This window comes from Zhongshania sp., assembly GCF_047636175.1.
Lineage (GTDB): Bacteria > Pseudomonadota > Gammaproteobacteria > Pseudomonadales > Spongiibacteraceae > Spongiibacter.
Window position 1 is genome coordinate 35,538 of sequence record NZ_JBLIKC010000026.1, and the last position, 21,973, is coordinate 57,510.

A 21,973-nucleotide genomic window follows, 5' to 3' on the forward strand; every position below is an offset into this window, starting at 1 on the left:
ACCCCGTCACTGCAAGGTGACGGGGCCTTGATCGCAAATGGATGTTTCGATGAAACTTTGCCATGTATTCCGTGTATTTATATTGTCGCTTTTTCTCCTTGGTTTTCAGGGAGTGCAGGCCGAGCAAGTTCCATCAATAGAAAATAAAGCTGACAGCGCGCTTTTACTCAATCAATTAATAACGGCGAAATCAACTGAAGATAAGACAAATCTTATTAACATGATTGCGCATTCAAATTTAGCTCAACGTGCAGAGGTTTTAAATGCTTTGCAGGAAGGTGATCTCTATTACACCAAGGCAGATGATCGATTGGTCTACGCTTATCCCCATCCAGATGGCTATGAAATAAAGTCTGTTATAGAAGGCGAGAATCTAGGCGTAATAGGTAGTCGAAAAGTTAGGAAAATAAGTATCAATAATGAACTGCGTACTTTGTTGCGTGGTGTGTTAGCGGAATTGTCTCTGCGCAGTGAAGATGTCGCCGTGCGCTTAGCGGCGGCCAAGGATCTGATTCGCAGCCCTGCGCCAGAATTCTTGCCTGCGATAGAGCGCGCAAAATCGCTTGAAACTAGCAAGAAAGTTTTAACGTCTTTAAATGTCGCGTCGGCGATGATCAACTTAAATTCAGATCAGCAGTTATTGCGACTGGATGCTATTGAAGCGTTTCGCGGCAGTCTAGATAGCGATGCGATGTCGATCTTGGCTGGGATGCAATTAAAAGATGGCGATGACAATTATCGTGAAAAAGATGAGCTAGTCCGAGAGTCTGCAGCTGCGGTATTAAGCGAAATGCGCGCAGAGGCAAAGATTTATAAACTAGTGGAAAATGTATTTTTTGGTCTAAGTTTAGGTTCGGTATTGCTGCTTACGGCGGTAGGTTTAGCCATTACCTTTGGGGTAATGGGGGTGATTAATATGGCCCATGGCGAAATGATGATGCTGGGCGCGTATACCACCTACGTTATTCAATTGTTGATGCCAAACTATATCGACTACTCGATTATTGTCGCGATTCCCGCCGCGTTTATGGTGTCGGGCTTAGTCGGGATTGTGATTGAGCGCGGCATTATTCGCCACCTCTATGGCCGTCCTTTAGAAACCTTGCTGGCAACATTTGGCGTTAGTCTTATTTTGCAGCAAGCCGTGCGCAGTATCTTCTCACCGCTGAACAAATCGGTAATTGCGCCAAGCTGGTTAAGCGGTTCATGGGAAATCAATGGCGCCTTATCGCTCACCTATAATCGTGTTTACATTATTATTTTCAGCTTGATTGTGCTGTTGTTACTGGTGTTTCTACTTAAGAAAACCTTCGTCGGTTTGCAAATGCGCGCCGTCACCCAAAACCGGGCTATGGCAAACTCCATGGGAATCCGTGCGGGTTGGGTAGACGCATTGACCTTCGGCCTGGGTTCGGGCATTGCCGGCATTGCCGGTGTGGCTCTGAGTCAGTTAACAAATGTCGGGCCCAATCTTGGCCAATCCTACATTATTGATTCGTTTATGGTGGTGGTGTTCGGCGGCGTGGGGAATTTATTTGGTACCTTCTTCGCCGCAATGAGCCTAGGTGTTGCGAATAAATTTTTAGAGCCTTTTGCGGGCGCGGTACTGGCGAAGATATTTGTATTGGTTTTCATCATTCTGTTTATTCAGTGGCGACCACGGGGCTTGTTTGCCCTGAAGGGTCGCTCAGTAGAGGATTAATCGGCAATGATAAATAACAAGATATTTGAGCGCAGTGCGATTGGTAGATTATTGCTAGCCGATAAGGCCGGCCGCTATTTGATCGCCGGTCTGTTGGCTGTCACTGTATTAGTGCCGCTGTGCAATTTACTCATGACAGAAGGCAGTTTTTTCCATATCCCTACTTATGTAGTGGTCTTGCTGGGTAAGTACCTCTGTTACGCCCTATTGGCCTTGGCATTAGATTTAATTTGGGGTTATTGCGGGATTCTCAGTCTGGGACACGGTGCTTTTTTTGCCTTGGGCGGCTATGCCATGGGTATGTACCTGATGCGCCAGATTGGCGAGCGCGGCGTATATGGCAATGCTGATCTCCCTGATTTTATGGTGTTTTTAAATTGGACTGAATTGCCCTGGTACTGGTACGGATTTGATAACTTTTTCTTTGCGATGTTTATGGTTGCGCTGGTGCCCGCGGTGCTCGCCTTTGTGTTTGGTTGGCTGGCATTCCGTTCGCGAGTAAGCGGAGTGTATTTGTCCATTATTACCCAAGCGATGACCTATGCCTTGTTGCTGGCGTTTTTTCGCAATGATATGGGTTTCGGTGGTAATAATGGTTTGACTGATTTCAAAGATATTTTGGGCTTTAGTCTGCAGTCTGATGTCACGCGCTGCGTATTGTTTGCACTATCTGCATTAAGTGTTGCGGGGGCCTATGTCTTGTGCCGGGCAATTGTGACCAGTAAATACGGTCGGGTCTTGGTGGCGATACGTGACGCCGAGAGTCGTACGCGTTTTATGGGCTACCGCGTTGAGCATTTTAAATTATTTGTGTTTGTGGTGTCGGCAATACTTGCTGGTATCGCCGGTGCCTTATATGTACCCCAGGTAGGTATTATCAATCCTAGTGAATTTGGCCCCATCAACTCTATTGAAATTGTTATCTGGGTCGCGATTGGCGGGCGGGGCACCCTTTATGGCGCGGTGATTGGCGCCATTGCGGTTAACTACGCCAAGACCTATTTTACAGGTGCGTTTCCAGAGGTGTGGTTGTTTATGCTCGGCGCCTTATTTGTGATCAGCACCTTATATTTACCCAAGGGTATTGTTGGGGTGGCGACTCAAATGCGTGAGCGGCGAGCGGTCCGTGATGCAACGTCGACGCCGGAACCGGGAGCAGGCTCATGAGTGCAGTGATTAAAAGTCCTGGATTTCATAGTAGTAAAATACAGAGCATGTTGTACCTAAACGGTGTCACCAAAAGTTTTGACGGTTTTAAAGCGATCAATAATCTATCGTTGGATATTGCGCCGGGGGAGTTGCGGGCGATTATTGGTCCCAATGGTGCGGGTAAAAGTACCATGATGGATATTATTACCGGCAAGACCCGGCCAGACACGGGTGAAGTTCGGTTTCGGGATACCATTGATCTTATTCAATACGATGAGGCAGATATCGCCAATCTTGGTATTGGCCGCAAGTTCCAGAAGCCTACCGTAGTTGAAACCCTGACAGTGTGGGAAAACGTGGAGCTGGCGTTGGCAGGCACGCGCAGTGTGCTTCGCGCTTTATTTCACAAGCTGAGTAGTGAGCAGGGCGATAAAATTAATGAGGTGATTAAATTGGTGGGCCTAAAGGCAAAAACCAGTCATCTCGCCGGCAGTTTGTCCCATGGCCAAAAGCAGTGGTTAGAAATTGGTATGTTGATTGTCCAGGGTCCGGAGCTCTTGCTGGTAGATGAGCCGGCGGCGGGGATGACCGATCATGAAACGATGGAAACGGCGGCACTGCTAAAAGAAATCAATAAAGACCATACCGTGGTGGTAGTTGAGCATGATATGGATTTTATTAAAGCGCTGGACAGTAAAGTGACCGTCTTGCATGAGGGGAGTGTATTAGCCGAGGGGCGGCTTGAAGTAGTCTCAGCCAACCCCCGTGTTATCGAAGTCTATTTGGGGCGCTGATATGTTGGTCGTGAATGAAATTGATCTTTATTACGGCGCGAGTCAGGCGCTTAAGAAAGTAGATGTGGTGGCAGAGAAAGGTCAGGTAACCTGCATATTGGGGCGTAACGGGGTAGGCAAATCTAGCTTGGCGCGGGCGATAACAGGCCGTCATCCGATTCGTGGTGGCAGCATTATGTGGGAAGGCAAAGATATTAGCCGCATGGGCCCAGCCGATCGGGCGCGTGCAGGAATTGCCTATGTGCCGCAGGGCCGCGAGATCTTTTCACAGCTCACCGTTCAGGAGAATTTGTATACGGGTTACGCCCCGCTAAAACGCAGTCAGCGCACTATTAATCCGGAGATTTTTGATTTGTTTCCGGTGCTTAAAAGTATGTTGCGCAGACGGGGCGGCGATTTATCTGGTGGGCAACAGCAGCAGCTGGCGATTGCTAGGGCCTTAATCACGCGGCCGCGCTTATTAGTACTCGATGAACCCACAGAGGGTATCCAGCCGTCTATTATTAAAGATATTCAGAACGTGATTACCATTTTGCGCCATCAGGGCGAGATGGCAATTGTCTTGGTTGAGCAATATTTCGATTTCGCCCGCGCATTAGCGGACAATTACGCGGTAATGGATCGCGGCGAAGTCATTCTTTCGGGCCGCGGTGACGACATGGTCGAAGAAGACGTACGCCGGCATATGACGGTGTAAAGGCAAGGTTTATACTACTGAGCTTATGTCTTTCCCGTTAAAGGATAAATCGCTCATGAAACACCTTGCCATTCTAGCGTTGGCGTTCACACCACTTGCCAGCTTGGCTGCGGACCTTAGCATTCCCGCCGGTAAAACCTATGTCGTTGGCATTGATCAGCAGGAAATGGTGCTAGACACCCTGCGGATTGGCGACGGCGCCAAAATCACCTTTTCCTCGGCGGTTGTGGGTTGGCGTGTTCAGGCTCGGCATGCCTATATCGGTAAAGATGTTGTGATTGAAGGCAATGGTAGTTCGGGTATGGCCGGCGGCGCGGCGCAGCTAGCGTCAGACTGTGCCAGCGGTGAGATAGGCGGTAATGGCGGCGACGGTAGTGACGGCGTAGAAATCCGCTTGCAGCTCGGTATAGAGGCACTCGGCGATCTAAAAGTACTGGCGAACGGTGGCAATGGTGGCTATGGCAGCGCCGGCAGCGATGGCGCTGATTGTGATGGGGCGAATGCTGGCGAGGGCGGTAATGGCGGGGACGGCGGCGAAGGCGGTCGCGGCGGAGATATTACTATTCTTTACCAAGTGCTTGCCAAGGGTGTTTCTGGCGATGACTTGGTCAAGCGAATTCATATTAGAACTGAGGGTGCCGACGGCGGTAATGGCGGTGATGCGGGTTCTGGCGGTGCCGGTGCAGATGGATATTATATTAATAGGAAAACTCTAACAGGGGGGCGCAAGTGGGTTGAGGGCGGAGAAGGTGGTTTGGCGGGTAGCCCTGGGTCGGCAGGATCTGCTGGCAATCCTGGCCGTATATTGGTCGATCAGCTAATTTTATCGTCAGCGCAGCCTGTTGAAGTGAAGTCTTCGGCCACAACTATTATTGAATTGCAGCGCCAAATCGAGCGCCTGCGGGCTCGTGTTGATAAGTTAGAAGCTAAAACGACTGGGCAATAAGCTGTCAGTGCGAAGGTTTTGAAATGGGTGCCAAATGGCATCCTTTTTTACATTTTAGGGGTCATTAAATTGCATGCTCACTAAAATGTAGTGCGCGCGCACTAAATTAGTGCCTTGTTTTTTTGGAACCACTTACGGAAGGTTAAAAATAACGCAAAAGTCAGCTTAAATTGTTGTTTTTATTAAAATTATTGATAATTTTTCAAGTTCCGATGGTATTGGTTGCCGGTCTTTAGTGTATATATAATGCTTATTTTTGATGCACTAAATGGCGGCATTATTAAAAATTGCTCTATATTTGAGCGTAACGATCGTGTGAAGTGAAGCCCCGCAACGCATCCACAAGCACCAGTAATGCGGTTTGGGTTGAAGTTGATTCTAAGTTGTTGTTTTAAATAATAAAAAATATAGTTGGCATTGAAAGTGCTAAAGCTTGAGCAGGATTGTGCTTGAACACTTCCTTAATACCTTAGTGGAGACTATAGACATGAAAAAATTCAAAACCCTTTTGGCTGCAAGTGTTGCAGCTGCATCAATGACCATGGTTGCTGCTCCCGCTTCTGCAGAAGTAAGTGCCAGTGTGAGCGTAGCGAGCCTGTACTTATGGCGTGGTTTCGACCTAAGTGATGGATCGCCTGCTGTTATGGGTGACATTACTTACAGCACCGGTGGTTTTTACGCGGGTGTTTGGGGATCTAGCGGTGATGATACATACGGTCAAGAAGTTGACTATTATGCTGGCTTCGCGACTGAAGTAGGACCAATAAGCGTTGACTTAAGCGTGTGGAACTATGTCTATCCAGGTGTATCAGCTGGCTTTGCTGACAACGGTGACACTTTTGGTGACTTGAGCGAAATCATTCTTGGTTTAGGAATGGGGCCTGTTAGCTTAACAATCTATGACAATATCGCTGGTGCCAACGGTTACTTCTACTACACTGCCGGTCTTGATGTAGGGAGCTTCTCTTTCTTAGCTGGTGGTACCGACAATAATGACGAAGATTCAAATTACGCTCACTTCGATGTGTCTTACGCTTATAACGACAGTGTGAGTTTTACTTTTAGCCAGATGATTGACGAAGATAATGATGATGATTTGAGATTCGTTGTTTCTTACAGCTTGCCAATCGAAATGTAATACCCCGGCCGGCGGCAGGGTTGTTGTCGGCCATTTTCTTAACTCAATCCTAATGTGTGGCTAACGCACATTGACAGGAGATATCCGATGAAATTGATTACGGCTGTTATTAAGCCATTCAAACTCGATGATGTGCGCGAAGCGCTGTCTGATATCGGCGTACAGGGCATAACCGTCACCGAAGTAAAAGGTTTTGGTCGTCAGAAAGGTCACACTGAGCTTTATCGTGGCGCTGAGTATGTTGTCGATTTTCTGCCTAAGGTGAAGATTGAAGTCGCTGTCGCAGATGACTCGGTTGAACCGACCATCGAAGCAATAAGCAAGTCAGCTAACACTGGCAAAATAGGCGACGGCAAGATTTTTGTCACTGCGCTTGAGCAGGTTATTCGAATTCGTACCGGTGAAACTGGCGAAGAAGCCATTTAGTAATGTCGCTGCGTTTTTTGTTAACTAATTTAATTAAAAGACTTATCTCTTTCCCTTTGGAGGACATGTGATGGAAGACATCATACAGGTCAAGTACGCCCTGGACACATTTTACTTCCTGGTTATGGGTGCGTTCGTAATGTGGATGGCAGCAGGTTTTGCCATGCTCGAAGCCGGTTTGGTTCGCGCAAAAAATACCACAGAGATCCTAACCAAAAACATCGCTCTCTTTGCGGTGGCTTGTACCATGTACTTATTGTGTGGCTACACAATTATGTACGGCGGTTCAGAAGGCGGCATGCTGCCAGATTCATGGTTCGGTAATTCAATTGCTGATGAGACTGTTGAAGAAGTGCTGGCTTCAAACGGCGACACTTACTACTCAGGTTCATCTGACTTCTTCTTCCAAGTGGTATTCGTGGCAACAGCTATGTCTATCGTTTCGGGTGCGGTTGCAGAGCGTATGAAGCTGTGGGCTTTCTTGGCTTTTGCAGTTGTCATGACTGGCGTTATCTACCCACTTCAAGGTTCTTGGAGCTGGGGCGGCGGTTTCTTGTCTGAAGCAGGTTTCTCTGACTTCGCAGGTTCCGGTATTGTCCATATGACAGGTGCTTCTGCAGCACTAGCTGGTGTGTTGCTGCTTGGCGCTCGTAAAGGCAAGTACGGCGAGAACGGCCAAGTTAATGCGATCCCCGGTGCGAACATGGCAATGGCAACATTGGGTACCTTCATCTTGTGGATGGGTTGGTTCGGCTTCAACGGCGGTTCAGAGCTGATGGTGTCTAATATCGACGAGGCGAACGCAACTGCTCAGGTATTTGTTAATACCAATGCTGCGGCAAGTGGTGGTTTGATTGCTGCGATGATCGTTGCTCGGTTGTTGTTCGGCAAGACAGACTTAACTATGGTGCTGAATGGTGCGCTGGCTGGTTTGGTTGCAATTACTGCTGATCCGCTGTCTCCTGATCCAATTGTTGCTACATTGATTGGTGCTGTTGGCGGTGTGCTGGTTGTGTTCTCAATCCTAGCCCTAGACAAAATCAAGATTGATGATCCAGTGGGCGCGATCTCTGTCCACGGTGTTGTCGGCCTCTGGGGTGTAATGGCGGTGCCATTCAACAACAGCGATGCTACTTTCGGCATGCAGATCTACGGTGCGTTAGTGATCTTTGCCTGGACCTTCGGGGCCAGCCTAGTGATATGGGGTATCTTGAAAGCAGTCATGGGTATTCGTGTAACAGAAGAGGAAGAGTACGAAGGTGTCGACCTCTCTGAATGCGGCATGGAAGCTTATCCGGAATTCACCAACAAGTAAGTCTTTCCCGTTGGGTGATTTTCAGGGCGCTCTTTGAGCGCCCTTTTTCCGTTTAAAGTAGCGGTTTTGGCGCTTATTTCACTCTAATGTGTGGATAACCTTGCCAAATCCGTGTTGCCTGAGCTAACTTAACGACACGTAGTTATTCGTAGTAAGCTCTGATTAATTACTGCGCTCGGTATTTTAGATGTCAGCGATGCTCAGCATGCCCAAGGCACTCGGATTACTTGTGGTCAGGCGCTACACGTTTCTCGCGTGTAAGCTGTTTCCTCCGCTCTGGAGATGTTTAAACTACCCTCGCTGGCTATAGTAATTAGAGTTTGCCTTATCAAAAGAGGAAGAATTGGCGATGAAATTAGTCAGCGCGGTGATCAAACCGTTTAAGTTAGATGATGTCCGTGCGGCCTTGTCAGAAATTGGCGTGCAAGGTGTAACCGTGACTGAGGTAAAAGGCTTTGGTCGGCAGAAGGGGCATACCGAGCTATATCGTGGCGCGGAGTACGTGGTCGATTTTTTACCCAAAGTAAAATTAGAGATTGCGGTCGCAGACGATTTGCTTGAAAAAGTGATCGATACCGTGACCAAAGCGGCGAATACCGGCAAAATTGGTGATGGTAAGATTTTTGTTACCAACCTCGAGCAGGTTATTCGTATCCGCACCGGCGAAACCGGCGAAGACGCAATTTAGTATCGCGTTTATATATGAATTAGGCGGCCACAGGCCGCCTTTTTTGTGCTCGGTATTTTACCTATAGCTCGAAAAGTGATGGCCCGATTTGTTTGTAATAACAAAAAAGCCTAATCATTCGCTTGTCAAAACGCCTTCTATACAAGTATAAATCGCTTCGTAAACGGGGTATTTTTATTTTTGGGAGGTGGTCTTATGGGTTCGCATAATCGTAGTAGCAATAGTCAAACCTCAAGCGCGCAGCAGCATGTGTCATCACCTACAGTGCATGATCGCATGCGCGACCAATTAGCCAAAGATATCGAGGCTTATCTTGCCCAAGGTGGCCAGATTAAACATCTAGATCCGTATATACGTAGCACCCCAAACGATATCGACACCGATACCGACAGCTACTAGTCTGCCACCGCGTCGGCAAACACTGGCGGCTAGCGCGATGTTAGCCGCTGGATCTTGCCCGGTAAGTCTCGCCAATCATGAAAATGATCGTCGGCGAGGGCGTGAGGCAGCGGTGAGTCTGGCTTTAGACAAGCTTGAATAGCGAGTAAGCCGAGTGCTTTGGCCCCGCTGATATCATCAATCACATGGTCACCAATGTGTATCGCCTCATCTGCTCGGCAGTCAGCGATTTCCAATGCTTTTAGAAAAAGCTCAGGACTAGGCTTGGCTGCCTTTACGTGCTCGGCTTGGTAGTTGGCGCTGAAGTATTTACCTACCGCTTGTCTGCCGAGGTCGGCATTACCGTTAGTTAAGCTAATGAGCATATAGTCTTCACTGAGCCCACCAATGATGTCTTCACAGTGCGGGAAAAGCGTAATTTGTTGTCTTGCTTCAAAAAATACGGCAAAAGCTTGGCGCGCTAAATTTGCGCTTTGGCCTTGGTACCCGCTGAGTGTTAATGCTTCGGTAAGGCTTGCAGTGCGCCACTGAGAAATTTGGTGTTCAAGCTCGGGGTGACGGCTTAAATATTCTGCGCGGTGGGCACGGAGTGACTCTGGGCTGAAGCGCTTAGTCAGTTCAGGTGTCATATCTGACAGATAATTATAAAAAACCTGCTCCGCTTGTTGGATGACGGGGCTACTTAGCCATAGCGTATCGTCTAGGTCGAAGCACAGTAGTTTGATTTTTTTCATATCTGAGATTTTTACCCTAACTGAGATGAGTCGTGTGAAAGCGATTGCCAATAGCAGTGCTTACGTGGACAGCAGTAGCATAGATGTGATTCATTCGCGTCGTCGCCAGTATTTGCACAGTATAAGTATTCTACTTAGATTCGAGACATTATAAGATGAGTGGATAATATTCATCTTATAATTTTGACCCAATGGTGCAACAGCGATTTAACAGAAGCCTGTTCGAGGTGAAATTTTAATAAACAATAATTTACGGTAGAGACTAGATTTATGGCAAAAACTTCGTTGCAGCCAGTGAAAAAATCGCCGCCATGGTGGCGGTCTTTGCCTGACGACTTCTATTGCCAGTCTGATGGCACCGAACTTGACAGCGAATACCCGCTAAGAGTTTACGGCACGGCGATGATGGACCGGGTGATGCGCACGGGCTTGTCCCTGATGATTTCTGGTGCCTTACTGCCCCAAGTAATAAAGCGCGAAGGTTTGAGCCGCGAGCGCGAATGGATGGATTTTTATGCTCATTTAGCCGAGCAGCGCGATGTCGATCAGGTTTTTATAGCCCCGCCAAAAGTAAATATTACTGAGCATAAAATGGGCAAGTTCGCCTATAAGCCCAAAGACATCCCGGCGGTAGAGCTACGCTTTGAAAGCCCGTTTACGCCCTTAAATCCTGCTCTTACCGAGAGTTATTTAAGTTACACCCGCAACCGCACTGCCAGAGCGCAGTATTGGCGCCATCCTGACAGGGCCCGCCCAACCTTGATTTTCGTACATGGGGTGGTCGAAAGTTCGTATGCCTTTAATAGTCTGTTTTTTTCGCTCAAAACGTTTTATGACAATGGCTATGATGTGTTGCTAATGATTCAGCCTTTTCATGGTGATCGTGCTGAGCGCTTTCATCCCTTTAGCGGCTATGGCTTATTCGCTGGCGGTTTCTCGCAGTTAAATGAGGGCCTGCTGCAGGCCGTGTCAGATTTAAGAGTATTTGTAGATTACTTATTTGAGCGCGGCGCTCCCCATGTGGGAATTAGCGGTTTAAGTTTGGGCGGATACTTAAGTTCGGTGATGGCGGTGGTGGAACCACGGCTGGCGTTTTGTATCCCAAATTCACCGCTGGTTGCGCCGGTGGACACCGTGCGCGATTGGGTGCCCATCGGTCGTGCAATGGAGATAGTCGGTAAGCGTACCGGCTTAAGTCCCTTGGACTTGAGGCGGGGAATGGCAATACACAGCCCGCTAAGTTATCAGCCCAAGCTCGATCCAGACAGGGTGATGATAATTGGTGGCGCGGGAGATCGATTTACACCGCCACGCTTCGTGCGGCTATTACACTCGCATTGGCCAGAGTCGCATTTGCATTGGTTTCCCGGCAATCATCTGGTGCATTTGGGGCAGCAAGAATACTTAAAGTTAATGCGCCACTTTATGGATAGTCACTGCCAGAACGTAAGTTATCCATAGATGAGAGGGCGGCCGCTGGCTTAAATAAACGGCCCTTTCATTAGCTTTGGCAGGGTACGATTTACGACGTCGGCAATATATTCTAGGAATATTGTGCCCATGCTGGATTTAAAGTGTTGCGGGTCCTTGCTGGCGATAGCGACAACCCCGTCAATATTGCCCGCTTGAATGGGCATCAAGGCAGCAGAGCCAATATGGTCGGCATGTTTGCCAAACAGAAAGCTCAGTTCCTCGCCTCGCAGCACACCGCACACTGCTTTTTTGCCGCGTAACAAGCTGCCAATTTGATCTTGTGCTTGCTCGGGGCTCACCACTCTTAAGGCATTGCCACCAACCCGGTTGGGGTCGGAAAATATAATCAGGCTGGCGTAATCGATATCTTTAAAGTCGCTTACCAAATGACGACAAAGGCTATTGCTGAACTCTTCCGCACGGCGCGCCTCTAGAAGCGCTAAAATTAGGGTTTTACTCTTTTCGAAGAGCAGATCATTGCGCTGGGCATTGTCTAGCATGCTGCTGATGCGTGAGCGCATGTCCATATTGCGCTCGCGCAATACTTCTACCTGCCGCTCTAACAAGCTGACTGCTTTTCCGGTTTTGTGGGTGATCTTAAGTTCTGTCAGTAGATCTTCGTTATTTAGAAAGAAACCGGGATGATTGCGAAGATAACGCGCCACTTCGCTTTCGCTGGGAAGTCCGTCTTTTTTCGAGCTTACAGTGTCCACAGGGTATCCTATATTTGTATCTGGCCTTCAAAAACCGTCGCTGCTGGCCCGGTCATAATAACGGGCTGTCCTGGGCCTTGCCAGTGAATACTTAAGTTGCCGCCCGGCAGGTGTACGGTCACAGTTGTGTTTAGCTTGCCCTGAACGATGCCGCTTACCACCGCTGCGCAGGCGCCAGTGCCGCAGGCCAGCGTTTCGCCAACACCGCGCTCGAATACCCGCAGCCGTATCGTGTCGCGGTCGACTATCTGCATAAACCCAACGTTGACACGTTGGGGAAAGCGCGGGTGGGACTCAGTGACTGGGCCAATGGTTTCTACTGGCGCGGAATCGGCATCGGTAACCGGAAAGATGACATGGGGGTTACCCATCGATACCGCGCCAACCTGCCAAGTATCGCCGTTAACATCCAAGGCGTAGTTGCTTGCTTGCTGGTCTGCTGTGAAGGGAATCCGCCTGGGATCGAGTATCGGCTCACCCATATCTACCCGAACTTGTCGGTTTTCAGTAAGTTCTAGTTCAATGATGCCGGCCAGTGTTTCAACTTTGATCTTCTGCTTACCGGTCATTCGCTTGTCGCGAATAAAGCGCGCAAAGCAGCGCGCGCCGTTGCCGCACTGTTCAACTTCACTGCCTTCGGCATTGTAAATGCGATAGCAAAAGTCGACATCAGGTTGCGTAGGAATTTCCACAGTAAGAACTTGGTCACAGCCAATCCCAAAATGGCGATCAGCTATTTTGCGAATATGGTGCGGTTTGAGCTTGAAGCGCTGGGTAATGAGGTCGATAACGACAAAATCATTGCCCAGGCCATGCATTTTGGTAAAGCGTAATAGCATCGTAGAACCCTGTGTTGCGCCTCACCGGTGGCGCTAAGTAACGATGCGGGCGCGCTGCTATTGTCTGAGAGAGGGGAAGGTAGACGCGATTGCGTCAGCATTTCTCTTAGGGCAGCAAAGTTTCACCACGCATCAAGTCGGTGACAGTTTCGCGTGCGCGGATGAGGTGGCATTTATCGCCGTCCACCATGACTTCCGCCGCACGTCCTCGGCTATTGTAATTGGAACTCATCGTAAAGCCATAGGCACCGCTAGATGCTAAGGCCAGTAAATCGCCTTCTTCAATGCAAAGTTCACGATCCTTAGCTAAGAAGTCGCCGGTTTCGCACACTGGGCCTACAAAATCATAGCTGCGTGAGACGCCTTCTTGACGAGGTTGCACGGCCATTAAGTCCATCCATGCGGAGTACAGTGCTGGCCGAATCATGTCGTTCATGGCGGCATCAATAATGGCGAAATTCTTGTGTTCGTTGAGCTTTAAATATTCCACGCGGGTTAGTAGGACACCGGCATTGGCGACAATAGAGCGACCGGGTTCAAACATCAGGGTCACTTTGCGATCGCCCAACTTTGCTCTAATAGCACGAATATAATCACCGGTAAGCGGCGCAGTTTCGTCGCGATAGCGCACGCCTAAGCCGCCACCTAGGTCGAGGTGAGAGATGGTGATGTCCATGCTCGCCAAAACATCAACTAACTTTAACACCCGCTCAAGGGCGTCTAGGAGTGGACTGGTGTCTATGAGCTGTGAGCCGATGTGACAATCGACTCCTTTAATTTCGATGTTGGGCAGGGACGCAGCGCGCCGGTAGACCTCGGGCGCGTGTTCAATGTCGACACCAAATTTGTTGTCACGCAGGCCGGTCGAAATATAAGGGTGGGTTTTGGCGTCTACATCGGGGTTGACGCGTATTGAAATTGACGCTGTTACGCTCATAGCCTCGGCAACACTGTTCAGGCGCTCTAGCTCGGCTTCGGACTCGACGTTAAAGCAATGGATACCGACCTCTAATGCGCGCTGCATTTCTGCCGCAGTTTTACCGACCCCAGAGAATACAATGCGATCAGGTTTGCCCCCTGCCGCAAGCACCCGCTCTAATTCGCCAGTAGAAACAATATCAAAGCCCGCCCCAAGGCGAGCCAATACATTCAGTACGGCAATATTAGAGTTGGCTTTTACTGCGTAACACACCAAATGATCTTGGCCTTCCAGTGCCTCGGTATATTCTGTAAAGCGTTGTTCAATGTAGGCGCGCGAATAGACGTAGCAGGGGCTGCCAAACTCCGCAGCAATCTTACTCAGGGGCACCGACTCGGCATGAAGTTCGCCATGCACGTAATGAAAAGGAGACATAAAAGCTTACTCTGCAGGCGACGTGGTCGCCGTATTGGTGTTGGTTTGCGGGCTTGGCTTGGGGTTTGTCGCTATGTCGGCACCGCTACTTTCTTCATTAGCGTTTATACCGCCGCCTTCACCCGTGAGCATAAGCGGGCCAGTTTGGCCGCATGCGCCTAACAGAACTGCGCTGCACAATGCGAAAGTGCGAATGTTAACCATAACAATGCCCCGAAATTAACGTAGTCGCACATTATACCTAGCTGGGGCACCAAGCCCAATGCCCATGTTCTGCTGCAGATTGATTCGAGGCTTAGTATACTGCCGCCACGAATCCAAACTGTAAGCCTAATAGTGGATGCCACAAATGAATGAAGTCGAATTCAACGATAATATTGATGAATTATATACCACCATCGAAGATGCCATTGATGAGCTAGAGGCCGACGTAGACTGCGTAATTAGTGGCGGCGTGCTCACTCTGCAATGTCCAGACGGCAGCGCCTTAATATTTAGTCGTCAGAGCGTCAGTAAAGAACTTTGGTTAGCCGCGCGCTCGGGTGGGTTTCACTACAGCTGGCAAAATGAAGAGTGGTACTGCGCGCGAACGGAGCAAACGTTGGCGGAAATGCTGGATGAAATTGGCCGTGAACAAATTGGTGAGGCACTAATAATCAATTGATCGGGCTTGATGTTGAATGATTAAGTTCTTTAATCATTCTATCGATGAATCATCCATTTCACCGTCCCCTCAAACTTGACGCCCCCAGCCAGCTGATACTTCCCGTCATTCCCGGCTCAGGTCGGGTACCTTTCTGTGTGAGCGAAGCCAACGCCTTGGATCTTTCTGCAATATGCCGTAACTCAGAGCCCGAAGGCTATGGATCCCCGATCAAGCCGGGGATGTCGGCGTTGTATAATTTGAATGGCATGCGACTGTGAGCTATTTCTGAGGCTGTGTGGCCTGTAATAGCCCTTTCAACGCGGACTCCATACAGGATTTGCGCCTAGCCTTCTAAAAACTCCCGTCATACTATGCTCGCATCAGCCTATGCTAAAGCCCAGTCATACCCGACCACGATCGGGGATCCACGTGAGCGCAGCGAATGCTTTAAATAAAGTGCGTCACACAGCAATACCCTTCAGCGCGCCAACACGGAGGTATTTAATATTTCCTCAATATGCTGTTTATAACGCATATATAAGCAGGTTTGCTGCGGCGGCATGATGCTAAGATCGATTCGATTCAAGTGGTAATGTTGCGGTGCGTCGCTGAGGAGTTCAAGTTGCTTGGCGAGCTCATCAAATAATTCTTGCCCCGCTTGGGCGTAGCGAAATAGCTGATCGCCGCAGCGCATATCAAACACCAAACGCCCAGATTCTTGAGTTTGCGCTAAGGCTTCTAGGTGGATTTGTGGGTCGCTGTGGTGGTCGTAAATAGCATCGTCCAAGTCTGGTTTATATTCCGTTTTGGCCTCGCTAAGCCACTTGTCGCTTTCTTGATGTAGTTCAAACACATGATATAGATGTTTGCTCTGTTGCTGCTTTTTGCATTGGTACAAAAAAGCTAAGAGTGGTTGGATTAGCGCATCGGTACTTGTATACGCGACGGTATTGAAGTGCAGAGAGCCGTTTTCATCGCGTAAAAAAAGGTCGGCCTTAGGGCCTCTACGGTGGAAAAACACATAGCAGTCAGCGGTATTTGCGGTGTCGATGATATTGGCGAGAGCGGAGTTAGGAGCGCAGTAGCGGTCCATAATAATAGGGCTATATTCTGGCTGCCCGCGGCCAAGGCATCGAATCAGCGTGTCGTAGCCGGCCGCGTGAATACTTTGCAGCTCGTCGTTTTGCGATTGTAGAATATAAAAGCCATTGCTCAACTTTATGAGCAATCGCGTGTTGCCTGGCTTGGTGTAAAAAGCGCGGTAGAACAATTTGGGTAGATGCCGGATACCGTTCAGTAATTTATCATCGGGGTCGTTAAAACATAGGGCATGTATCATAGGTGGATTGATGCCGCGCGAGGCTGCGAGCATCATTTGTTGATAGGTTCTAAACGCATCCAGCAAGGCTTCTGCGCCCTTAAAGGCGATAGACGCAACTTCCCCCCAGCTATTGATAATGACGACTTCTATCTGGTCAATAGTGTAGTTATTACTGTGGTTGCTGAGGCCGGTAGCACCCAGTGCATTTAGGGAGTGTTGTCCCAAATTAAGGTAAAACAGCATTGTTTCTGGCACTTTGGGTCGATTAAACGCTTCGTGTTTGTCAGGATCGGCGGCGTAAGCGTGGCGCGGCAGATACTGACCTAAATGCTCCGCCAATCGACGCAAATCAGTTTCAGTTATTCCGTCTTGTCGGCCATTGAGGCGCAGGCGGCTGTAGTCGTTGATGAGACCGTTGCAGTAACACCAACATAGCAACTCGCTGAGGTGATCGTGCTCTTGCAATATGGCGTCAGCTTCAATGTCATGGCGGGCGCTAGTACTCACCGCCCAGCGGCGCTGGCTACCGAAGCCGGACGAGTGGAAAAACAATTGCTCTTCCGACAAATCGGGTGCGATACCGGGGTTTAGCCATTCAACTTTGTAGCGCTTGCGCTCAAAGGCGGCGTATAGCTTGCGGCCCAGCAGCGTCATTTCTTGCGACTTGATGAGTACTGGCCGTTTACTGCGTCTAGCGAAGTCCTGAAGAAACTGGTAGCTATTCGTTAGCTCAGCAACTAAAAAACGATGTTCTTCCCTTACCCTGCGCAATTTCCAGCGGCTGCGAGTATCGAGGTTGAGAAGTTGCTCTGGCCGCCACTGCCATTCCACTATCAAATTTTCTAGCAGTTGCTGGCGCCAGGTTGTATTGCTAGTACTGACTTGTGACAGCCGTATACCAATCTTGAAATAAAAGGCGCGACGGATTAATTCTAGGCGATCAAGTTCATTGCGCGCGCTTAAATAATTAGCCAGTCGTTGATACACCATAATATATGGGTCGAGGATGTCGGCGTCGGTAATGCCTTGATAAATCTCGCTCTTAAGACTCACACACAGCGGTAATACTTTTGGGAAGTCGCGCGCGTAGGCCTCTGTAAGTAGTAATTTCAGAACGGCTTTATAGGGTGAGCTAATCGCCTTATAGAGCTGCCAAACCCCGGCGCCAATAAACTCACCTGCAGGGATTTTTGAGACGCCACCAAAATCGATGGATTCATGGGGATCAACGAAGCCCTGGGAATGGAGCAGGGCGATATATTCCTGATAGTTAACCTCTTCCTCCGGTGGCACTAGCCACCAGATTGGATACCGTCCCGCCACTAGTAAGGCGCTGCGATAAAACTCATCTAAGAGTAAAAAATGCTGACTGGTGCCCGCTGACTCTGCACTAATACGGTCGCGCTGCCCACGCCGAAACTGGTCATTATTCATTAGGAAGAAATGGATTTCTAATCCCAAACTTTTCGCCCACTTAGAAATTGCGCCGGCCTTGTGGTAGAGCTTTTCTAAACCGGCTTCATCGATACTAGCGTGGTGGCAAAGCCATACGTCTAAGTCAGAATTTTCTGCTTGCGCTATCGTGCCGCAAGAGCCCATCAGAAACACGCTGTGAATCAGCGGCGCGGATTGCTCTTCGGGGCGGTACTCAACACTGCGGGCGATATTGTTGCGCACTCGATCCAAGGTCAGAGTATCGGGTTGATAGCCGTCAATCCCGCAGGGCGCACTTAGGCTGTTATAGCCGGGTAAGATGGGATGGTTGATATGAATGAGCAGTGGCAGTAGATCTAAGAATATTTGCTGCCGGGGGAGCAGTGCTGTGCGGGTGCGAATCAGGCGCTCGCGATTTAGGCTTAAAAAACGCTCGCGAACCAACGCCAGTCCAGCGTGGGTAATGCCACGATCGAACAAGGGGTTGTTAGAATAATTGTGGGTGGACGTATCCGCCATGCTGTGTGACCCGATATAACGCTAGAGCTACTTTACCGGCAATCACGACCTGTTGTCATGTGCGGTATTGCCCCAGTCTATGGTGTTGCTACCACTGTGCTAGAGTTTGCGTTTATGCCGGTGTTATTCGCAGCGAGTGAGTATTAGATGCCCCTGCCGATCTACCCGAGCCTGCCACTGTATTTCTAACCATAAGGTGGCAACCGCATCGCTAACCAGGGCGGGGCCATGGATCACTTGATCGCAGTTAAGCTGCTGTCGCTCATAGCGCGGTACATTGGCCAGCGCCGGCGACTTGTTTTTCATGGCAGCGATCATGACAGTTTGGGTTTCTACTGCCGAGGCCGGCGGACCTTCAGCAATGTTCGGTAGTGTGATGGACAGCGTCTCTGCTCGTAAAGCCTGGCGAATATTAATGAGCTGGACGGGGATTGCCAGCTCGTGTCCATAGAGTTCGCGGTGAGCGCGATGAAACGCGCGCGTAAGGTTATCTAAATCTTCTTGCCATGCAAGATTAAGGGTATAGGACTGCCCTAGGTAGCAAAGGTCGACACTGGGGTGGGCAGTAATTTGAGTGGGGTGAATACCCTCCGCCACTAATTGCTGGTGGCCAGTGTGAGCCAATTCGTCTAAGGCGCGGCGCAAATTAGCAGCATCGGATTCTGCTAGACCGGTGTTGACCGTGCGGGAAAGTTGCCGCTCCCTTGGTGCCAATAGCATGCCCAGCGCTGAAAATACCCCCGCGTAGTTGGGTACAATAATCTCTGGGCAGTTCAATGCATTGGCCAGCGCACAAATATGAAGGCCGCCCGCACCACCAAAACAACATAAGCTAAAATCTGCAGGATCATGGCCGCGTTGCACTGAGATTACTCGCAGCGCGCGCACCATATGTTCATTGGCGATATCGATAATCCCTTCGGCGGTGCTTTCAATGCTGACGCCGAGTGTTTTAGCGAGCTCGCCTACAGCTGCTCTTGCCGCATCGCAGTTTATTGGCATGGCACCGCCCAGACGCGCGCTGGCGGGCAGCCGACCCAGCACCACATTGGCATCAGTGACGGTAGGTTTTGTACCTCCTTTGTTGTAGCAGGCAGGCCCGGGATCAGCGCCTGCAGATTCTGGCCCTACCCGCAGCATGCCGCCCTCATCGAGGTAGGCGATAGAGCCGCCACCCGCGCCGATGGTATGCATGTCAACCATAGGTACGGCCACCGGATACGGCCCAATATGACCTTCGTTAGTCAGTTTTATATCGCCATTGATCAAGGCCACATCGCTTGAGGTGCCGCCCATATCAAACGTCATCAGTTTGGGTCGATGCAATATTTGGCCAAGGTGCTTGGCGGCGGCTAAACCGCCTGCGGGACCAGAGAGCAATAAGTTCACTGCGCGGTCGGCGGCACTGGCGGCGTCGGTGGTGCCGCCAGAAGATTGCATCACAGAGATCGGCGTGGTTTTTAAGGCATCCTGTAAATCCCCTAAATAATTCGCTACCTTGGGGCCTAGCCACGCGTTAAGCCATGTTGCCATCCCGCGTTCATATTCCTTGTATTCGGGTAAAACTTCTGAAGATCGCGAAACAAAAATACCATCTGGAATACACTCAGCAATGGTCTTCTCAAATTGTGCGTCCATAAATGAAAATAATAAATTGATCGCTACAGATTCAGGTTTAAGATCTTTTAGCTGTGCGTGCAGGGCGTTTAAATCATCTTGCGTTAGCGATTCAACAACCTTGCCATCAGCTCCTAAGCGGCCGCCGGTTTCCAAGCAAAGAGATGGAGGAACAGGAATCACCTTGGCAGTGGGTCTAAGTTCATACAATGCTTCTCGGGTTTGGCGGCCGATCGTTAACATATCAGCAAAACCGCGATTGGTAATAAAAACCGTTTTTGCGCCCTTTCCCTCTAACGCCGCGTTTGTCGCCACGGTGGAACCGTGTACCACCACCAGTCGGCCATTAGTAACCAAGTTCTGTAAACCCAACTCGCGAATACCGTTTAAAATAGCCAGTTCCGGATTGACTGGCGTGGAGGGGCATTTAAAACAGCGGATTTGCTGATCTTGAAACAACACAAAATCAGTAAACGTGCCGCCGGTATCGACACCTAGATAAGCAAGTGGGGCAAGATTGGGCATAACAAACTCAAAAAAAAGACATTGCGCTATTGTCGCTAGTCAGTCGCTGTTTGTCATTGCCTGAAGACAAAGGCATTCGATTTGCTCACATGGAGCCACGGTCAGCATCGGCAATGACGATGATTGGAGTCATGAGCGCTTTGCGGTCACTCGCTGCTGCCTAAGCCGCATTCATCCTGAACTTGATTAAGGATCCATAGGCTTCGGGCTTAGAGCAACGCTGCACGCAATAAATACTGAAGATATTGGCTTTACTTATCTGGATGTCAGAGCGGGAAGGGCATAAAGCGGCGTGTATAAAACTGCTAATTACGAAACATGCTCGGCTGAGATACAATCTCCGTCCAGTATTAAACGTGGTGGAGAGCTGTGCCTGAATTACCTGAAGTCGAAACCGTAAAGCGCGGCATTGCACCGCATCTCCTTAAACGATGTTTTCAGAAAGTCACCGTCAGAGACCATCGCCTGCGCTGGCCGGTCGATCCTAATTTAGCGGATCATTTGCTGGGCCATGAGATTCTCAGCGTAGAGCGCCGCGCAAAATACGTTCTGGTGCGTTTAGTCACCGGATATTTGGTAATACATCTAGGTATGTCGGGTCGCCTGTACTTTGTAACCGCCGACATGCCGGTCGCCAAGCACGATCATCTCGACTGGCAACTGAGTGATGGCCAGATATTGCGCTACACCGACCCACGACGGTTTGGCGCGGTGATTTGGATCGCGGGTGATGACGTATCAGCACATAAATTATTTGTCTCACTTGGACCTGAGCCTCTGCAGGAAGAATTTGATGCCGCCTACCTTTTTAAACGTTCAAGAAAACGTAAAGTGCCGATAAAGAGCTTTCTGATGAATGCCCATGTCGTGGTAGGGGTGGGGAATATCTACGCTAATGAAGCACTGTTTATGGCGGGCATATCACCGACGCGGGAGGCTGGCAGTATTAGCCTCGCCCGTTATACCCGTTTAGTGAGCGAGATAAAACAGGTGCTCGAAAAAGCCATAGCGCAAGGCGGTACAACGCTAAAAGACTTTGTGGGCGGGGATGGCAAGCCGGGATACTTTAAACAAGAACTGCAAGTCTACGGTCGCGGCGGCAAGGCCTGCAATAGCTGTGAAAGAGTACTCCACGAAATTCGAATGTCGCAGCGTACAACTGTGTTTTGCAAAAGCTGCCAGCGGTAGATAATTGGATGTCGACATAATGAGGATTCTCGGCGACTGCGATCTGAAGTTCGAGTTATTGCCGGCTAGCTAAGGACTGATTAAAAACTATCGTTATACCCGACCCCGATCGGGTATCCGCAAGCGCAGCAGATGCTTTAGATCCGCTCTACAAGGCATAAAATCAAAACCCTAGGGCTTGCCCCTCTCTGCGAGGATCAGCGGCACCCTCTAAACCGGAATCTTTAAGCATAATTCCATGTAAGCCGCTGGTTTGATCGCGCTCTGTAAATTGATGGCCGCGCTGTTGTAGTGCCTTTTTTACTTCCTCAGAAAAGCGTCCGGTCTCTAACTCGGTAGTATCGCCCATGGCAATG

The 21,973-nt window shown here is 49.5% G+C and carries 21 protein-coding genes; 13 read left to right on the forward strand and 8 right to left on the reverse strand.

The window, feature by feature from the left end; genetic code table 11:
* The first annotated feature begins 49 nt into the window (after positions 1-49).
* From urtB to ACI955_RS14480, 10 genes are all read left to right on the forward strand, one after another.
* Complete coding sequence (gene urtB / locus ACI955_RS14435) at positions 50-1,702, forward strand: urea ABC transporter permease subunit UrtB (RefSeq protein ID WP_415244446.1); 1,653 nt, start codon at positions 50-52, stop codon at positions 1,700-1,702.
* A 6-nt stretch (positions 1,703-1,708) separates the two neighbouring features.
* Positions 1,709-2,869, forward strand: coding sequence for an urea ABC transporter permease subunit UrtC (gene urtC, locus ACI955_RS14440; RefSeq protein WP_415244447.1), 1,161 nt, complete (start codon positions 1,709-1,711; stop codon positions 2,867-2,869).
* On the forward strand, positions 2,866-3,645 hold the full coding sequence (gene urtD / locus ACI955_RS14445; RefSeq protein WP_415244448.1) for an urea ABC transporter ATP-binding protein UrtD: 780 nt from the start codon (positions 2,866-2,868) through the stop codon (positions 3,643-3,645). Before urtC ends, urtD begins: the two co-directional genes overlap by 4 nt.
* Position 3,646: 1 nt before the next feature.
* Positions 3,647-4,342, forward strand: coding sequence for an urea ABC transporter ATP-binding subunit UrtE (gene urtE / locus ACI955_RS14450; protein WP_415244449.1), 696 nt, complete (start codon positions 3,647-3,649; stop codon positions 4,340-4,342).
* Between the two features lie 55 nt (positions 4,343-4,397).
* Complete coding sequence (locus ACI955_RS14455) at positions 4,398-5,288, forward strand: hypothetical protein (RefSeq protein WP_415244450.1); 891 nt, start codon at positions 4,398-4,400, stop codon at positions 5,286-5,288.
* 487 nt (positions 5,289-5,775) lie between these two features.
* Positions 5,776-6,426, forward strand: coding sequence for a TorF family putative porin (locus ACI955_RS14460; RefSeq protein ID WP_415244451.1), 651 nt, complete (start codon positions 5,776-5,778; stop codon positions 6,424-6,426).
* 87 nt (positions 6,427-6,513) lie between these two features.
* Positions 6,514-6,852 (forward strand): P-II family nitrogen regulator, encoded by a 339-nt coding sequence (glnK, locus tag ACI955_RS14465; RefSeq protein ID WP_103685170.1) that lies wholly within the window; start codon positions 6,514-6,516, stop codon positions 6,850-6,852.
* A gap of 70 nt (positions 6,853-6,922) precedes the next feature.
* Complete coding sequence (locus tag ACI955_RS14470) at positions 6,923-8,167, forward strand: ammonium transporter (RefSeq protein ID WP_415244452.1); 1,245 nt, start codon at positions 6,923-6,925, stop codon at positions 8,165-8,167.
* A gap of 349 nt (positions 8,168-8,516) precedes the next feature.
* Positions 8,517-8,855, forward strand: a complete 339-nt coding sequence (gene glnK / locus ACI955_RS14475; protein ID WP_415244453.1) for a P-II family nitrogen regulator — start codon at positions 8,517-8,519, stop codon at positions 8,853-8,855.
* A gap of 195 nt (positions 8,856-9,050) precedes the next feature.
* Positions 9,051-9,254, forward strand: coding sequence for a hypothetical protein (locus ACI955_RS14480; RefSeq protein WP_415244454.1), 204 nt, complete (start codon positions 9,051-9,053; stop codon positions 9,252-9,254).
* Positions 9,255-9,283: 29 nt separating this feature from the next.
* Here ACI955_RS14480 and ACI955_RS14485 read toward each other — a convergent pair whose 3' ends face one another.
* On the reverse strand, positions 9,284-9,988 hold the full coding sequence (locus ACI955_RS14485) for an HAD family hydrolase (protein WP_415244455.1): 705 nt from the start codon (positions 9,986-9,988) through the stop codon (positions 9,284-9,286).
* Between the two features lie 270 nt (positions 9,989-10,258).
* Between ACI955_RS14485 and ACI955_RS14490 the strand changes: the two genes are divergently transcribed.
* A complete protein-coding gene (locus ACI955_RS14490; protein WP_415244456.1) occupies positions 10,259-11,449 on the forward strand; it encodes an alpha/beta hydrolase family protein in 1,191 nt (396 codons plus the stop codon).
* 20 nt (positions 11,450-11,469) lie between these two features.
* On the opposite strand, the gene ACI955_RS14495 is transcribed toward ACI955_RS14490, so the two are convergent.
* From ACI955_RS14495 to lptM, 4 genes are all read right to left on the reverse strand, one after another.
* On the reverse strand, positions 11,470-12,174 hold the full coding sequence (locus ACI955_RS14495) for a DUF484 family protein (RefSeq protein ID WP_415244457.1): 705 nt from the start codon (positions 12,172-12,174) through the stop codon (positions 11,470-11,472).
* An 8-nt stretch (positions 12,175-12,182) separates the two neighbouring features.
* Positions 12,183-13,013: a diaminopimelate epimerase gene (gene dapF / locus ACI955_RS14500; protein WP_415244458.1), complete on the reverse strand. Its 831-nt coding sequence runs from the start codon at positions 13,011-13,013 to the stop codon at positions 12,183-12,185.
* Between the two features lie 106 nt (positions 13,014-13,119).
* On the reverse strand, positions 13,120-14,367 hold the full coding sequence (lysA, locus tag ACI955_RS14505) for a diaminopimelate decarboxylase (protein ID WP_415244459.1): 1,248 nt from the start codon (positions 14,365-14,367) through the stop codon (positions 13,120-13,122).
* A 6-nt stretch (positions 14,368-14,373) separates the two neighbouring features.
* Complete coding sequence (gene lptM / locus ACI955_RS14510) at positions 14,374-14,571, reverse strand: LPS translocon maturation chaperone LptM (RefSeq protein ID WP_415244460.1); 198 nt, start codon at positions 14,569-14,571, stop codon at positions 14,374-14,376.
* 145 nt (positions 14,572-14,716) lie between these two features.
* Between lptM and cyaY the strand changes: the two genes are divergently transcribed.
* Positions 14,717-15,031, forward strand: a complete 315-nt coding sequence (gene cyaY, locus ACI955_RS14515; protein ID WP_415244461.1) for an iron donor protein CyaY — start codon at positions 14,717-14,719, stop codon at positions 15,029-15,031.
* A gap of 460 nt (positions 15,032-15,491) precedes the next feature.
* On the opposite strand, the gene ACI955_RS14520 is transcribed toward cyaY, so the two are convergent.
* Complete coding sequence (locus tag ACI955_RS14520; RefSeq protein ID WP_415244462.1) at positions 15,492-18,287, reverse strand: class I adenylate cyclase; 2,796 nt, start codon at positions 18,285-18,287, stop codon at positions 15,492-15,494.
* A 123-nt stretch (positions 18,288-18,410) separates the two neighbouring features.
* Positions 18,411-20,429: a hydantoinase/oxoprolinase family protein gene (locus ACI955_RS14525; RefSeq protein ID WP_415244463.1), complete on the reverse strand. Its 2,019-nt coding sequence runs from the start codon at positions 20,427-20,429 to the stop codon at positions 18,411-18,413.
* Between the two features lie 369 nt (positions 20,430-20,798).
* On the opposite strand from ACI955_RS14525, the gene mutM reads away from it, so the two are divergent.
* The gene (gene mutM, locus ACI955_RS14530) at positions 20,799-21,617 is read left to right on the forward strand and encodes a bifunctional DNA-formamidopyrimidine glycosylase/DNA-(apurinic or apyrimidinic site) lyase (protein ID WP_415244464.1); all 819 of its coding nucleotides are present in this window, start codon (positions 20,799-20,801) and stop codon (positions 21,615-21,617) included.
* A 163-nt stretch (positions 21,618-21,780) separates the two neighbouring features.
* Here mutM and ACI955_RS14535 read toward each other — a convergent pair.
* A partial coding sequence (locus ACI955_RS14535; RefSeq protein WP_415244465.1) for a gamma-glutamyltransferase occupies positions 21,781-21,973 on the reverse strand: 193 nt, incomplete at its 5' end.